Origin of the sequence: Pseudomonas sp. DD1, assembly GCF_044510355.1 — a bacterium.
GTDB classification, from domain to species: Bacteria; Pseudomonadota; Gammaproteobacteria; order Pseudomonadales; family Pseudomonadaceae; genus Aquipseudomonas; species Aquipseudomonas shahriarae.
On the sequence record NZ_MSAJ01000004.1, the window covers coordinates 1 to 13100 of the forward strand.

Below are 13100 nucleotides of genomic sequence, written 5' to 3' on the forward strand. Positions count from 1 at the left end.
GCCAACCCCTGTGCCGCCCCCGACTCCGACCCCACCGCCTATGCCGGCACCCGCTCCCGCTGAATCCCTACTCGCGATCTTGACGAGTGTGCTCCAGAGTACCCTCATGCTGTTGCAGGGGCTCATTCGGTTATTTGAGAAGGGCCAGGCAGGGCAAGGGCATCGGTAGGTGAGGGTTGGTACCTGATGGGTTCAGGCTCTTACGGTCGACGCGCCCCTGGACACACTCAAGAAGCGCAGCAAGGCCACCAACGGGAACGCGCTACCCACCAGGATCACCCCAAGCCAGCCGCCGTGTTCATACACACTGCTGGCAATCGCCGAGCCAAAGGCGCCACCGATGAAGATGCTGGTCATGTACAGCGCGTTCAAGCGGCTGCGGCTGTGAGCGTCGAGGGCATAGATGGTGCGCTGGCCGAGGACCATATTCATCTGCACGCAGAAGTCCAGGACCACGCCCGTGACCATCAAGCCGATGACGCTGTAGGCCGGATGTACCAGCGCCGGTAGAAAGCTCAGGGCCGCCAGCAACATGGCCAGCAACGAAGCGCGGTGGGTGTGGCCGGCGTCCGCCAGGCGCCCACTGATCGGTGCTGCGATGGCGCCGAGGGCACCGACCAGGGCAAACAGGGCGATCTGGCTCTGGCTCAAGCCGTGGTTGCGTGAGAGTTCCAGGGGCACGGCGGTCCAGAACAGGCTGAAGGCAGCGAACAGGCAACCCTGGTAGAACGCCCGTTGGCGCAGCAACGGTTGCTCGCGCAGCAGGGTGGCCAACGAGCGCAACAACTGGCCATAGCTGGCACTGTGGTCCGGCTGGCGTTTGGGCACGGTCAACAACAGCACCACGCTGATAATGGCCATCATCGCGGCTGCGGCCATGAACATCGCCCGCCAGCCGAAGTGGTCCGCCACCAGGCTGGACACCGGCCGTGCCAGCAGGATGCCCAGCAACAGGCCACCCATGATGCTACCCACCACCCGGCCACGGGACTCGGCAGGTGCCAAGTGCGCGGCCAGGGGAATCAGGATCTGTACTGACACCGAGCTGAAGCCAATCAGCAACGACACCAACAGGAACAGGTTCGGTTCTTTGGTGAAGGCTGCACCCAACAGGCTGGCGATGGCGACCACGGTGGTGATGATCATCAGCCGACGGTTTTCCAGCAGGTCGCCCAGCGGCACCAGGAAGAACAGGCCCAGGGCATAGCCAATCTGGGTCAGGGACACGATCAGGCTGGCCATGGCGGGTGTCAGGCCGATGTCCGGGGCAATCAACTCAATGATCGGTTGTGCGTAGTAGATGTTGGCGACGATGGCGCCACAGCAGAACGCAAACAGCAGCACCATGCCACGGGTCATGGTGGCGGTCGCGGGTGAGGTAGCGGTCATGGTGTTCTCGTTAAAACGGGGAAGGATGGCGTGAAGGGTAAAGGGTAGGCGAGGGAGGGGGTAAAGTGTTACTGATGATTTCAGTCATGCCTGGCATTAATGCCTTGCGCAGAACCTAATGTGGGAGCGGGCTTGCCCGCGATGGCGGCGTGTCAGGTTAGAAATACCTGGCTGATACACCGCTATCGCGGGCAAGCCCGCTCCCACATTTTTTGAACGAGTTTTGTCAGTTATTGACCGTTGTAGATCTGGTCGAAGACCCCGCCATCATTGAAGTGGGTTTTCTGCACGGTGCGCCAGTCGCCAAAGGTCTTCTCTACCGAGAGGAAGTCAACTTTCGGGAAACGGTCGGTGTATTTGGCCAGCACCGCTGGGTCACGTGGACGCAGGTAGTTGTTGGCGGCAATTTCCTGGCCTTCGGCCGACCACAGGTATTTCAGGTAGTCATCGGCCACCGCACGGGTGCCTTTCTTCTCGACCACTTTGTCGACCACCGACACCGGCGGCTCGGCTTCAGCGGAAACGCTTGGGTAAACCACTTCGAACTGATCGCGGCCGAACTCACGGGCAATCATTTCCGCTTCGTTTTCAAAGGTCACCAGCACGTCGCCGATCTGGTTGGTCATGAACGTGGTGGTCGCGGCACGGCCACCGGTATCGAGCACCGGTGCCTGCTTGAACAGCTTGCCGACAAAGTCCTTGGCCTTGTTTTCATCGCCGCCGTTCTTCAGCACATAGCCCCAGGCCGACAGGTAGGTGTAGCGCCCGTTACCGGAAGTCTTGGGGTTGGGCACGATCACCTGTACACCATCCTTGAGCAGGTCCGGCCAGTCTTTCAGGGCCTTGGGGTTGCCCTTGCGTACGATAAATACGGTGGCGGAAGTGAATGGCGCGCTGTTGTTCGGCAGGCGGGTGACCCAGTTGTCGGGCACCAGTTTGCCGTTGTCCGCCAGGGCGTTGATGTCGGTGGCCATGTTCATGGTGATCACGTCAGCCGGCAGGCCGTCGATGACCGAGCGCGCCTGTTTGCTGGAACCGCCGAAGGACATCTGCAAGGTCAGCTTGTCGTTCGGGTGTTCGGCTTGCCAGTGCTTCTGGAACGCCGCGTTGTAGTCCTTGTAGAAGTCACGCATCACGTCATACGAGACGTTGAGCAGGGTGGTCGAGGCGGCCTGGGCGCCAATAGACAGTGCAAGGCCGGCGGCCAGGAGCGAAGCGCTAACGAGTTTTTTCACTGCTCATTCCTTGTTGTTCGCGAAGGTGGTGGCTTATAGCCCACGACTATAGCCGCGGTGGCATAGACGCTTAAAGATTAAAAAGAACTTTGCTTATTCCACTTTTTTATAGAGCCCGTTGCCGCAGCGCGAACAGAAGGCCGCGTTGGGTTCGTGGCTGCTTTTCTTGCACACCGGGCAGTCGTGTTGCAATTGCTCGCCGCGCATGGCGTTGGCCAGTTCGGCGGTAAAGATCCCGGTGGGCACGGCGATGATCGAGTAGCCGGTGATCATCACCAGCGACGAGATCACCTGGCCCAGCGGGGTCTTGGGCACGATGTCGCCAAAGCCCACGGTGGTCAGGGTCACGATGGCCCAGTAGATGCCCTTGGGGATGCTGGTAAAGCCATGCTCCGGGCCCTCGATCACGTACATCAGGGTGCCGAACACCGTCACCAGGGTGCAGACGCTGACCAGGAACACCACGATCTTTTGCTTGCTGCCGCGCAGCGCCGACATCAGGTAGTTGGCTTGCTTGAGGTACGGGCTGAGCTTGAGCACCCGGAAGATCCGCAACATGCGGATGATGCGGATAATCAGCAGGTACTGGGCGTCGCTGTAGTACAGGGCGAGGATGCCGGGGACGATGGCCAGCAAGTCCACCAGCCCGTAGAAACTGAAGGCATAGCGCAATGGCTTGGGCGAGCAATACAGGCGCAGGCCGTACTCGATGGCGAAGATCAGCGTGAAGCCCCACTCGATATAGGCCAGCACATCGGCGTAGTTCTGGTGCACGACGTCGATGCTGTCGAGCATCACGATCACTATGCTGGCGAGGATGATCAGCAACAGGATGCCGTCGAAGCGCCGCCCGGCCGCCGTGTCGCTCTGGAAAACCATGACGTAGAGCCGCTGGCGCCAGTCGTTGTTACTGTCCATGAAGTCCGCCTGAATCGAAGATCTGCGAAGCCTAGGGGGATTCGAACGGGCTGTCCATGTTGGACCGGTGCCGCAGACGCAGGGTGGCGCGCACCAGCCAGCAGGCGAGGATAAACGGCGCAGTCAGCGGTGCCAGGTGCAGGCCGGCGAAGCCTGGGGCAAGCAGGCATGCCAGGAGGATGCCGAGCAGGGGCAGCCAGGGTTGGCGCCGGTACTGGCTGAGGGCCAGGGCGGCAAGCGCCGGGTTATAGCTGTGCAGGCCGAGCAGGGCGCCAGCGCGGTCGTCGAGCAGCAGGCCGAGTGCCATGCCGCTGCAGGCGCCCACCACGGCCCACAGCGCTGCGCGAGGGCTGGCCAGCAGCAGGCCAAGGGCGATCAGCACGCCGGCCAGTGGTTGATCCAGCAGCACGATCTGCCCCAGGCCGATCAGTGGAGCGCTTAGCCAGTCCAGGGGGGCCGGCGTAGTGATAGGCAGCGCGGCAGGTGCGACCGTGCCGAGCAACAGCCAGCCTAACCCGACGAAGGGCACGGTATAGGCAGGCAAGTCATCGCCATGGCCCGTGCGCTTGACCCATTGCCGGGTCAGGATCGCACTCAGGCCGCCGCAGGCCAGGATCAACGGCGGCAGCAAGGCCGACCAGGCGAAATGCTGGCTGATCAGTAATCCCAGCAACACACCGTTGTAGCTATAGAGCCCGGCCTGGCGCTCGGCCTTGGGATAGTCGCGGCGCTGGGCCGTGAGCAGGCCGGCGACCCCGCCCAGCAGCGCACCGCCGAGCAGGGCCGGGGCGCAGGTGAGGATCGCCAGCAGGCAGAGCAGGCCACACAGCGGGTGGCGTTGCAGGAATATCTGGCTGAAGCCGTTGAGCAGAGCTTCGGCCCAGTCGGGGCAGGTTGGGTTGGGCATAGTGAGGGAGTCAGGGAGACCGAGTTGCCCTTATCGCAGGCAAGCCCGCTCCCCCATTTTGATTGGCGAACCCAATCAAATGTGGGGGCGGGCTTGCTCGCGATAAGGCCCGAACAGACGCTAGATCAACGTCTCAATGCGCAGCGAGTTGGTCGACCCCGGTTGCCCAAACGGCACCCCCGCCGTGATCAACAAGGTATCCCCTCGCTGCGCCATGCCTTGGGCCTGGGCGATTTCCAGCGCGGTGGAACACACCTCGTCCACCTGCCTCAAGCGGTCATTGACCACCGAATGCACACCCCAGGCCACGCTCAAGCGGCGCGCAGTGGACAGGTTGGGCGTGAGGTTGAGGATCGGCACCGCCGGGCGCTCCCGTGCTGCACGCAGGCTGGAGCTGCCCGACTCGCTGTAGTTCACCAGCACCGCCACCGGCAGGATGCTGCTGATCCGACGGATCGCGCAGCTGATGGCGTCGGACACCGTGGCATCGGCCTTGGGTCGGCTTACATCCAGTTGGGTCTGGTAGTCCGGGCCGTTCTCCACCTGGCGGATGATCTTGCTCATCATCTGCACCGCTTCCAACGGGTATTCACCGGACGCGGTTTCGGCCGACAGCATCACCGCATCGGCGCCTTCGGCTACGGCATTGGCCACGTCGGTGACTTCGGCGCGGGTGGGGGCCGGCGAGAAGCGCATGGACTCGAGCATCTGTGTGGCCACCACCACCGGTTTGCCCAGCTGGCGGCAGGTGCTGATGATGTCTTTCTGGATTTGCGGCACGCTTTCGGCCGGCACTTCCACGCCCAGGTCCCCTCTGGCGACCATGATCGCATCGCTCAACTCGGCGATTTCCTGCAGGTAGCGCACCGCCGAGGGTTTTTCGATCTTCGCCATCAAGAACGCCTTGTCACCGATCAGCTCGCGGGCTTCGCGGATATCTTCGGGGCGTTGCACAAACGACAGCGCCACCCAGTCCACGCCCAGCTCCAGGCCGAAGCTCAGGTCGCGGCGGTCCTTGGCGGTCAGTGGGCTGAGTTCCAACAAGGCTTGTGGGACGTTCACCCCTTTACGGTCGGACAGTTCGCCGCCATTCAACACTGTGGTGTCGATCGCGTCGGCATGCTTGGTAATCACCCGCAGGCGCAGCTTGCCGTCATCCAGCAACAGGTCCATGCCCGGCTCCAGGGCCTTGATGATTTCCGGGTGGGGCAGGTTGACCCGGCGCTGATCGCCCGGTGTCGGGTCAAGGTCCAGGCGCAATGCCTGGCCACGCACCAGTTGCACCTTGCCTTCGGCGAAACGCCCGACCCGCAGCTTGGGCCCTTGCAGGTCCATCAGGATCCCCAGGGGGTAATTGAGCTGGCGTTCAACCTGGCGGATCCATTGGTAGCGCTGGGCATGGTCGGCGTGCTCGCCATGGCTGAAGTTCAGGCGAAAGATGTTCACCCCGGCTTCCACCAGCTCGCGGATGTCATCAATACCGTCGGTGGCCGGCCCCAGGGTGGCGAGGATTTTGACCTTCTTGTCAGGCGTCATGGGCAGCAGTCTCAAGTATCAAAATGGCGCGGAAGTCGTTGACGTTGGTACGGGTCGGCTCGGTGACGATCAACGCGTCGAGTGCCGCGAAATAGCCGTAGCCATTGTTGTTATCCAGCTCATCGCTGGCCGACAGGCCCAGGGCCTCGGCGCGGGCGTAGCTGGTGGGGGTCATGATTGCCCCGGCGTTGTCTTCTGAGCCGTCGATGCCGTCGGTGTCACCGGCCAGGGCGTAGACGCCGGGCAGGCCCTTGAGGCTGTCGGTCAGGCTCAGCAGGAATTCGGCGTTGCGTCCGCCACGGCCATTGCCGCGCACGGTCACGGTGGTCTCGCCGCCGGACAGGATCACGCAGGGTGCCGCCAGTGGCTGGCCGTGCTGCACGATTTGCCGGGCAATGCCGGCGTGGACCTTGGCCACGTCCCGCGCTTCGCCTTCCAGATCACCGAGGATCAGTGGGCTGAAACCGGCCTGGCGCACTTTCACCGCCACCGCTTCGAGGGATTGCTGCGGCCGTGCGATCAATTGGAAATGGCTGCGCGCCAGGCACGGGTCGCCGGGTTTGACCGTCTCTGATTCCGGGTTCTGCAACCAGCTGCGCACCGAGGCCGGCACTTCGATCTGGTAACGCTTGAGAATCGCCAGCGCCTGTTGCGAGGTGCTCGGGTCGCCTACGGTCGGGCCGGAGGCAATCACCGTGGCCTGGTCGCCCGGCACATCGGAAATCGCGTAGGTGTAGACCGTGGCCGGCCAGGCGGCCTTGGCCAGGCGCCCACCCTTGATCGCCGAGAGGTGCTTGCGCACGCAATTCATCTCGCCGATGGTCGCGCCGGATTTGAGCAGGGCTTTGTTGATGGCTTGTTTGTCGGCCAGGCTGATACCCGCTGCCGGCAACGCCAACAGGGCCGAACCGCCGCCAGACAGCAGGAAGATCACCCGGTCGTCTTCGCCCAGGTTGCTGATCAGCGCCAGCACACGCTTGGCCACGGCCTGGCCGGCGGCATCCGGCACGGGGTGCGCTGCTTCGACCACTTCGATTTTCTGGCAGGGTGCGCCGTGGCCGTAGCGTGTGACCACCAGGCCCGAAACCTCGCCCTGCCAGCTGTTTTCCACGACCAGGGCCATGGCGGCTGCGGCTTTGCCCGCGCCGATCACGATCACCCGGCCGCTGCGGTCGGCGGGCAGATAAGGTTCGAGGACTTGCCGGGGGTGGGCAGCGTCGATGGCTGTGGCAAACAGCTCGCGAAGCAGGTGTTGCGGATCGACCGACATAAGCGGGCTCCCGGATTCTTGTTATTGGGTTTGACGCGTGGAATGAGGGCCAAATGTGGGAGCAGGCAAACCAGCTCCCACCAGGGATTGCATTCCGAGAGGGGGGTTACTTATCGCGAATCGAGAAATTCGCCATATGCTCCAACCCCTTGATCAGCGCCGAATGGTCCCAGTTGCCGCCGCCAATCGCGGTGCAGGTACTGAACACTTGCTGGGTAGCGGCGGTGTTGGGCAGGTTGATCCCCAGCTCCTTGGCGCCGGCCAAGGCCAGGTTCAGATCCTTCTGGTGCAGGTTGATACGGAAACCCGGATCGAAGGTGCCCTTGATCATCCGCTCGCCATGCACTTCAAGGATCTTCGACGAGGCGAAACCACCCATCAGCGCTTCGCGGACCTTGGCCGGATCTGCACCGTTCTTTGCGGCGAACAGCAGCGCTTCGGCCACCGCCTGGATGTTCAGCGCCACGATGATCTGGTTTGCCACCTTGGCGGTCTGGCCATCACCATTGCCGCCCACCAGGGTGATGTTCTTGCCCATGCTCTGGAACAGCGCCAGGGCGCGTTCGAACGTTTGCGGCTCGCCGCCGACCATGATGCTCAGGGTCGCGGCCTTGGCGCCGACTTCACCGCCCGACACTGGGGCGTCGAGGTACTGCGCGCCGGTGGCGTTGATCTTCGCGGCAAAGGCCTTGGTGGCGGTGGGTGAGATCGAACTCATGTCGATCACCACTTTGTTCGGCGACAGGCCTGCGGCAACACCGTCGGCGCGGAACAGCACGTCATCGACCTGGGGGGTATCGGGCACCATGACGATGATGAATTCCGCTTCCTGGGCCACTTGCTGCGGGTTGGCCAGGGCCACGGCACCGGCGGCGATCAACTCGGCGGGCGCCTTGCCGTGGTGCTCGGAGAGGAACAGTTGGTGACCTGCTTTCTGCAGGTTCGCGGCCATGGGTTGGCCCATGATGCCGGTGCCGATAAAGCCGATTTTAGCCATGATGAAATCCTCTTTTTATTAGTTGTGCAGGTCTGGCACTGCCCCCTGTGGGGTTGCTCAGATGGCGTTATGGCTCTTGAGCCAACCCAGGCCAGCCTCGGTGGTGGTCAACGGCTTGTACTCACAGCCGACCCACCCCTGATAGCCAATGCGATCCAGATGCTCGAACAGGAACCGGTAGTTGATCTCCCCGGTGCCTGGCTCGTTGCGCCCCGGGTTGTCCGCCAGCTGGATATGGTTGATCTGATCCAGGTGCGTGGCCATGGTGCGCGCCAGGTCGCCTTCCATGATTTGCATGTGATAGATGTCGTACTGCAGGAACAGGTTGGCACTGCCCACCAGTTCGCGAATCGCCAGGGCCTGCGCGGTGTTGTTCAGGTAGAAGCCTGGAATGTCGCGGGTGTTGATCGCTTCCATCACCAGCTTGATCCCCACCGCCTGCAGCTTGTCGGCTGCGTACTTGAGGTTGGCGACGAAGGTTTTTTCCAGGGTGGCGTCATCCACACCGGCGGGGCGAATCCCCGCCAGACAGTTGATCTGGGTATTGCCCAGCACCTGGGCGTAGGCGATGGCCAGGTTGACCCCGGCGCGGAACTCTTCGACCCGGTCCGGGTGGCAAGCCAGGCCGCGCTCGCCGTTGGCCCAGTCACCGGCCGGCAGGTTGAACAGCACTTGGGTCAAGCCGTGGGCGTCGAGTTGTGCCTTGATTTCGGCGGAGCTGAACTCGTAGGGGAACAGGTATTCCACCCCACTGAAGCCGGCATCGGCGGCGGCTTTGAAGCGGGCGAGAAAGTCCTGTTCGGTAAACAGCATGGACAGGTTGGCGGCAAAACGCGGCATGGGGTTCTCCTTAATCGAGCAATGAAATGGCAGTCGGTGCGTCGTTGCCCACCAGTGCCAGATCTTCGAATTCGTTGACGGCGTTGATCTCGGTGCCCATGGAAATATTGGTCACGCGCTCCAGAATAATCTCGACAATCACCGGCACCTTGAACTCTTCGATCATTTCCTGGGCCTTGCGCAGCGCGGGCTGGATCTGGCCCGGCTCGAACACACGCAGGGCCTTGCAACCCAGGCCTTCGGCGACGGCAACGTGGTCGACGCCATAACCGTTAAGTTCCGGGGCGTTGAGGTTGTCGAAAGACAACTGCACACAGTAGTCCATTTCAAACCCGCGCTGGGCCTGGCGGATCAGTCCCAGGTAGGAGTTGTTTACCACCACGTGGATGTACGGCAGTTTGAACTGCGCACCCACGGCCAGCTCTTCGATCATGAACTGGAAGTCATAGTCGCCGGACAGCGCCACCACCTTGCGGCTTGGGTCAGCCTTGACCACGCCCAGTGCCGCCGGAATGGTCCAGCCCAATGGGCCGGCCTGGCCGCAGTTGATCCAGTGGCGCGGCTTGTAGACGTGCAGGAACTGCGCACCGGCAATCTGCGACAGGCCGATGGTGCTGACGTAGCAGGTGTCTTTGCCGAACACCTGGTTCATCTCTTCGTACACCCGTTGCGGCTTGACCGGGACGTTGTCGAAGTGGGTCTTGCGGTGCAGGGTGGCTTTGCGCTGCTGGCAATCATGCAACCAGGCGCTGCGGTCCTTGAGCTTGCCGGCGGCTTTCCACTCGCGGGCCACTTCGATAAACATCGTCAGCGCGGCACCGGCGTCGGACACGATGCCCAGGTCCGGGGTGAACACACGGCCGATTTGCGTCGGCTCGATGTCAACGTGAATGAACTTGCGACCTTCGGTATATACCTCCACCGAGCCGGTGTGACGGTTGGCCCAGCGGTTGCCGACGCCCAATACCACGTCGGACTTGAGCATCGTAGCGTTGCCATAACGGTGCGAGGTTTGCAGGCCGACCATGCCCACCATCAGCGGGTGATCGTCGGGGATGGTGCCCCAGCCCATCAGCGTCGGGATCACTGGGATACCGGTCAGTTCGGCAAATTCCACCAACAGCTCGCTGGCGTCGGCATTGATCACGCCGCCACCGCTGACCAGCAGCGGGCGTTCAGCCTGGTCGAGCATGGCCAGGGCTTTCTCGACCTGGATGCGTGTGGCCAGTGGCTTGGCCAACGGCAGTGGCTGGTAGGCGTCGATGTCGAACTCGATCTCGGCCATCTGCACGTCGAACGGCAAGTCGATCAGCACCGGGCCGGGGCGCCCGGAGCGCATTTCATAGAAGGCTTTCTGGAACGCATACGGCACTTGGCCAGGTTCGAGCACGGTGGTCGCCCACTTGGTCACTGGCTTGACGATGCTGGTGATGTCCACGGCCTGGAAGTCTTCCTTGTGCATGCGGGCACGGGGCGCTTGCCCGGTGATGCACAGGATCGGGATCGAGTCGGCCGAGGCGCTGTACAGGCCGGTGACCATGTCAGTGCCCGCCGGGCCCGAAGTGCCGATGCACACGCCGATATTGCCGGCCTTGGTGCGGGTATACCCCTCGGCCATGTGCGAAGCGCCTTCCACGTGGCGAGCGAGGACGTGATCGATGCCGCCGACCTTTTGCAGGGCCGAATACAACGGGTTGATCGCGGCGCCTGGGATACCGAAGGCGGTGTCTACACCCTCACGGCGCATCACCAGAACGGCGGCTTCGATTGCTCTCATTTTGCTCATGGTTTTGGTGCCTCTTGCGTTTTGTAATTGTATACAAGTGGTGTTGCTTCAAAGTGTATTCACGGCGAGCGGCGCAGGTCAATCCATTTTATTCTCGCGCCTGTGCATTCGTCGGAAGGCTTTTTAGCGGGATTATTTCGACGTATGGTGCGTATGTTTCGAAATATTGTATACAAAAAATAAATCTATTGTGTTCTATTTGTTGCATCCGGCTTCTGATCAGTCAGAGCCCAAAGGCTTTCTCAATAACAAGATAAGGACGGCACCCATGAGCGCTCTAACCTTGAAAGTCGCAGTCAACCTGGTCAGCCAGGCCATCACCGCTGGCCGCACCATTGCCGCTGCACCGCTGACCATCGCGGTGCTCGACAGCGGCGGGCACCTGATCACCCTGCAACGCGAAGACGGCGCCAGCCTGCTGCGCCCGCAAATCGCTATCGGCAAGGCCTGGGGCGCGATTGCCCTGGGCAAGGGCTCGCGCCTGCTGGCCCTGGATGCCCAGCAACGCCCGGCATTTATCGCCGCGCTGAACAGCCTGGGGCAGGGCGGCGTGGTGCCGGCGCCGGGCGGCGTGTTGATCCGGGACCCGGCGGGGGTGGTGCTGGGGGCGATCGGGATCAGTGGGGATACGTCGGATATTGATGAGCAGTGCGCGATCAGCGCGATTGAAGGGGTGGGGTTGTTGGCGGATGCGGGGGTGAGTGCTTGATTTCTCGGGGCTTGTAAGAACCTCATCGCGAGCAAGCCCGCGTTTTGACCTGTGAACACGGTCAAAATGTGGGAGCGGGCTTGCTCGCGATAGGGGCGACTCGGTCTTAAACCTAAACCCAAATTGCATCCCACAACGGATAGTCGCCAATCCTCTCCACCAATCCCGCCCTCAATGGGTTGGCCACCACATACCTAGCCATCTTCACCAGATCATCCTCCTTGCGCAGTGCGCGATCATGAAAACTGGTTTGCCAAAGCCTTCCCTTGCGGCCAGTGGCACCATTGACTGAACGGGTGCTTTTGGATTTTACCTGGCACATCAAGTCCCCCAGGGAGCCCTTTTGCAGGTCGATCAGCCAGTGAAAGTGGTCGGGCATCACCACCCAGGCCAGAGAGTTCGCCAGCCCTTGATAGTGGGCAAGCCTGAACTGCCAGACCACCAGGCGGCCCAGGTGGAAATCGCTGAAGATCGGCACGCGCTCGTGGGTGTTGGTGGTGATTAGGTAGATGCGGTTGGTTTCGCTGAACCGGCCAATGCGTAGGCGGTGTGAGGTGGCTCGATCAGGCATTCCGTTGCCTCTCTTCAGATGGGGTCTTGAGAGGCTAGATCGGGGAGTTTGAGGCTGATGGGCAGGCTTTTGGCAGGATGTGTCTGGGAGGGCACTTTCGCGAGCAAGCCCGCTCCCACATGGGATCTTCGTTGTTCATACATTTTGTGTCTGGCACAGATCTAGTGTGGGAGCGGGCTTGCTCGCGAATCTTGGCCACACCACGGTCCCTCAGTCCGGCTCACACCCCTTCAACACCAACCGAATAATCGTCTGCGCCGCCGCTTCATAATCGGCCTCATCCAGCTTGGCCTTGCCGGTCACCGCTGAGATCTGCCAGTCGAAGTCGGCATAGGTCTGGGTCGCTGCCCAGATGCTGAACATCAGGTGGTTAGGGTCGATGGCGGCGATCAGGCCGCGATCGACCCAGCTCTGGATGCAGTCGATGTTGTGCTTGGCCTGGGCGTTGAGCTGCTGCACCTGCTCGGGGCTCAGGTGTGGCGCGCCGTGCATGATTTCGCTGGCGAACACTTTCGAGGCAAAGGGCAGGTCGCGGGAGATGCTGATCTTCGAGCGAATATAGCTGCTCAGCACTTGCTTGGGGTCACCGTCCGGGTTGAAGGGGGTGGAGGCGGCCAGGATCGGCTCGATGATGCTTTCGAGCACCTCGCGGTAGAGGTTGTCCTTGGACTTGAAGTAGTAATAGACGTTGGGTTTGGGTAGCCCGGCCTTGGCGGCGATGTCGCTGGTTTTGGTCGCGGCGAAGCCCTTGTCGGCAAACTCCTCGCTGGCTGCCCGCAGGATCAGTTCTTTGTTGCGCTCGCGAATGGTGCTCATAGACCAGATGATTCCTTGCCAGGACAGGCGGTTGCGCATGGTAGCACCGGCGATCCGCGGGCCTCAAGAATCTGCCCGCGACGCTTTGTACCACGCTATGCTGCGAAATATCCCACATTAAGGACG

The 13100-nt window shown here is 61.9% G+C and carries 12 protein-coding genes; 1 reads left to right on the forward strand and 11 read right to left on the reverse strand.

The features are described from left to right. Positions 1 to 192: 192 nt before the first annotated feature. The 9 genes from PSFL_RS03080 to gcl all read right to left on the reverse strand — a co-directional run bounded on the left by PSFL_RS03080 (position 193) and on the right by gcl (position 10878). Positions 193 to 1389, reverse strand: a complete 1197-nt coding sequence (locus PSFL_RS03080; protein WP_057438842.1) for an MFS transporter — start codon at positions 1387 to 1389, stop codon at positions 193 to 195. A 230-nt stretch (positions 1390 to 1619) separates the two neighbouring features. Continuing rightward, positions 1620 to 2624, reverse strand: a complete 1005-nt coding sequence (locus PSFL_RS03085) for a sulfate ABC transporter substrate-binding protein (protein ID WP_057438843.1) — start codon at positions 2622 to 2624, stop codon at positions 1620 to 1622. 93 nt (positions 2625 to 2717) lie between these two features. Continuing rightward, positions 2718 to 3542, reverse strand: coding sequence for an ion transporter (locus PSFL_RS03090; RefSeq protein WP_057438844.1), 825 nt, complete (start codon positions 3540 to 3542; stop codon positions 2718 to 2720). Between the two features lie 31 nt (positions 3543 to 3573). Then, complete coding sequence (locus PSFL_RS03095) at positions 3574 to 4449, reverse strand: urea transporter (protein WP_169876543.1); 876 nt, start codon at positions 4447 to 4449, stop codon at positions 3574 to 3576. 120 nt (positions 4450 to 4569) lie between these two features. Further along, positions 4570 to 5985 carry a pyruvate kinase gene (pyk, locus tag PSFL_RS03100; protein ID WP_057958973.1) on the reverse strand — a complete coding sequence of 472 codons (1416 nt, stop codon included), beginning with the start codon at positions 5983 to 5985 and terminating at the stop codon, positions 4570 to 4572. Continuing rightward, positions 5975 to 7255, reverse strand: coding sequence for a glycerate kinase (locus PSFL_RS03105; RefSeq protein WP_057438846.1), 1281 nt, complete (start codon positions 7253 to 7255; stop codon positions 5975 to 5977). The genes pyk and PSFL_RS03105 overlap by 11 nt, the downstream gene beginning before the upstream one ends. 106 nt (positions 7256 to 7361) lie before the next feature. Further along, positions 7362 to 8252 carry a 2-hydroxy-3-oxopropionate reductase gene (locus PSFL_RS03110; RefSeq protein ID WP_273865562.1) on the reverse strand — a complete coding sequence of 297 codons (891 nt, stop codon included), beginning with the start codon at positions 8250 to 8252 and terminating at the stop codon, positions 7362 to 7364. 57 nt (positions 8253 to 8309) lie between these two features. Further along, the gene (hyi, locus tag PSFL_RS03115) at positions 8310 to 9092 is read right to left on the reverse strand and encodes a hydroxypyruvate isomerase (protein ID WP_170045843.1); all 783 of its coding nucleotides are present in this window, start codon (positions 9090 to 9092) and stop codon (positions 8310 to 8312) included. Between the two features lie 10 nt (positions 9093 to 9102). Continuing rightward, on the reverse strand, positions 9103 to 10878 hold the full coding sequence (gene gcl, locus PSFL_RS03120; protein WP_057438849.1) for a glyoxylate carboligase: 1776 nt from the start codon (positions 10876 to 10878) through the stop codon (positions 9103 to 9105). A gap of 268 nt (positions 10879 to 11146) precedes the next feature. Here gcl and PSFL_RS03125 point away from each other — a divergent pair, with 268 nt between their 5' ends. Beyond that, positions 11147 to 11587 carry a heme-binding protein gene (locus tag PSFL_RS03125; protein ID WP_057438850.1) on the forward strand — a complete coding sequence of 147 codons (441 nt, stop codon included), beginning with the start codon at positions 11147 to 11149 and terminating at the stop codon, positions 11585 to 11587. A gap of 112 nt (positions 11588 to 11699) precedes the next feature. Here the strand turns inward: PSFL_RS03125 and PSFL_RS03130 are convergent, their stop codons facing one another. Continuing rightward, entirely contained in the window at positions 11700 to 12158 is a 459-nt protein-coding gene (locus PSFL_RS03130) for an REP-associated tyrosine transposase (protein WP_170059858.1), read from the reverse strand. Between the two features lie 210 nt (positions 12159 to 12368). Continuing rightward, positions 12369 to 12974: a TetR/AcrR family transcriptional regulator gene (locus tag PSFL_RS03135; protein WP_057438851.1), complete on the reverse strand. Its 606-nt coding sequence runs from the start codon at positions 12972 to 12974 to the stop codon at positions 12369 to 12371. Positions 12975 to 13100: the final 126 nt, after the last annotated feature.

Excerpts from the sequence above, each read along its gene's own strand:
- PSFL_RS03080 (WP_057438842.1), bottom strand. The coding sequence starts at position 1,389 with ATGACCGCTACCTCACCCGCGACCGCCACCATGACCCGTGGCATGGTG.
- PSFL_RS03090 (WP_057438844.1), bottom strand. The coding sequence starts at position 3,542 with ATGGACAGTAACAACGACTGGCGCCAGCGGCTCTACGTCATGGTTTTC.
- PSFL_RS03095 (WP_169876543.1), bottom strand. The coding sequence starts at position 4,449 with ATGCCCAACCCAACCTGCCCCGACTGGGCCGAAGCTCTGCTCAACGGC.
- pyk (WP_057958973.1), bottom strand. The coding sequence starts at position 5,985 with ATGACGCCTGACAAGAAGGTCAAAATCCTCGCCACCCTGGGGCCGGCC.
- PSFL_RS03105 (WP_057438846.1), bottom strand. The coding sequence starts at position 7,255 with ATGTCGGTCGATCCGCAACACCTGCTTCGCGAGCTGTTTGCCACAGCC.
- PSFL_RS03110 (WP_273865562.1), bottom strand. The coding sequence starts at position 8,252 with ATGGCTAAAATCGGCTTTATCGGCACCGGCATCATGGGCCAACCCATG.
- hyi (WP_170045843.1), bottom strand. The coding sequence starts at position 9,092 with ATGCCGCGTTTTGCCGCCAACCTGTCCATGCTGTTTACCGAACAGGAC.
- gcl (WP_057438849.1), bottom strand. The coding sequence starts at position 10,878 with ATGAGCAAAATGAGAGCAATCGAAGCCGCCGTTCTGGTGATGCGCCGT.
- PSFL_RS03125 (WP_057438850.1), top strand. The coding sequence starts at position 11,147 with ATGAGCGCTCTAACCTTGAAAGTCGCAGTCAACCTGGTCAGCCAGGCC.
- PSFL_RS03130 (WP_170059858.1), bottom strand. The coding sequence starts at position 12,158 with ATGCCTGATCGAGCCACCTCACACCGCCTACGCATTGGCCGGTTCAGC.
- PSFL_RS03135 (WP_057438851.1), bottom strand. The coding sequence starts at position 12,974 with ATGAGCACCATTCGCGAGCGCAACAAAGAACTGATCCTGCGGGCAGCC.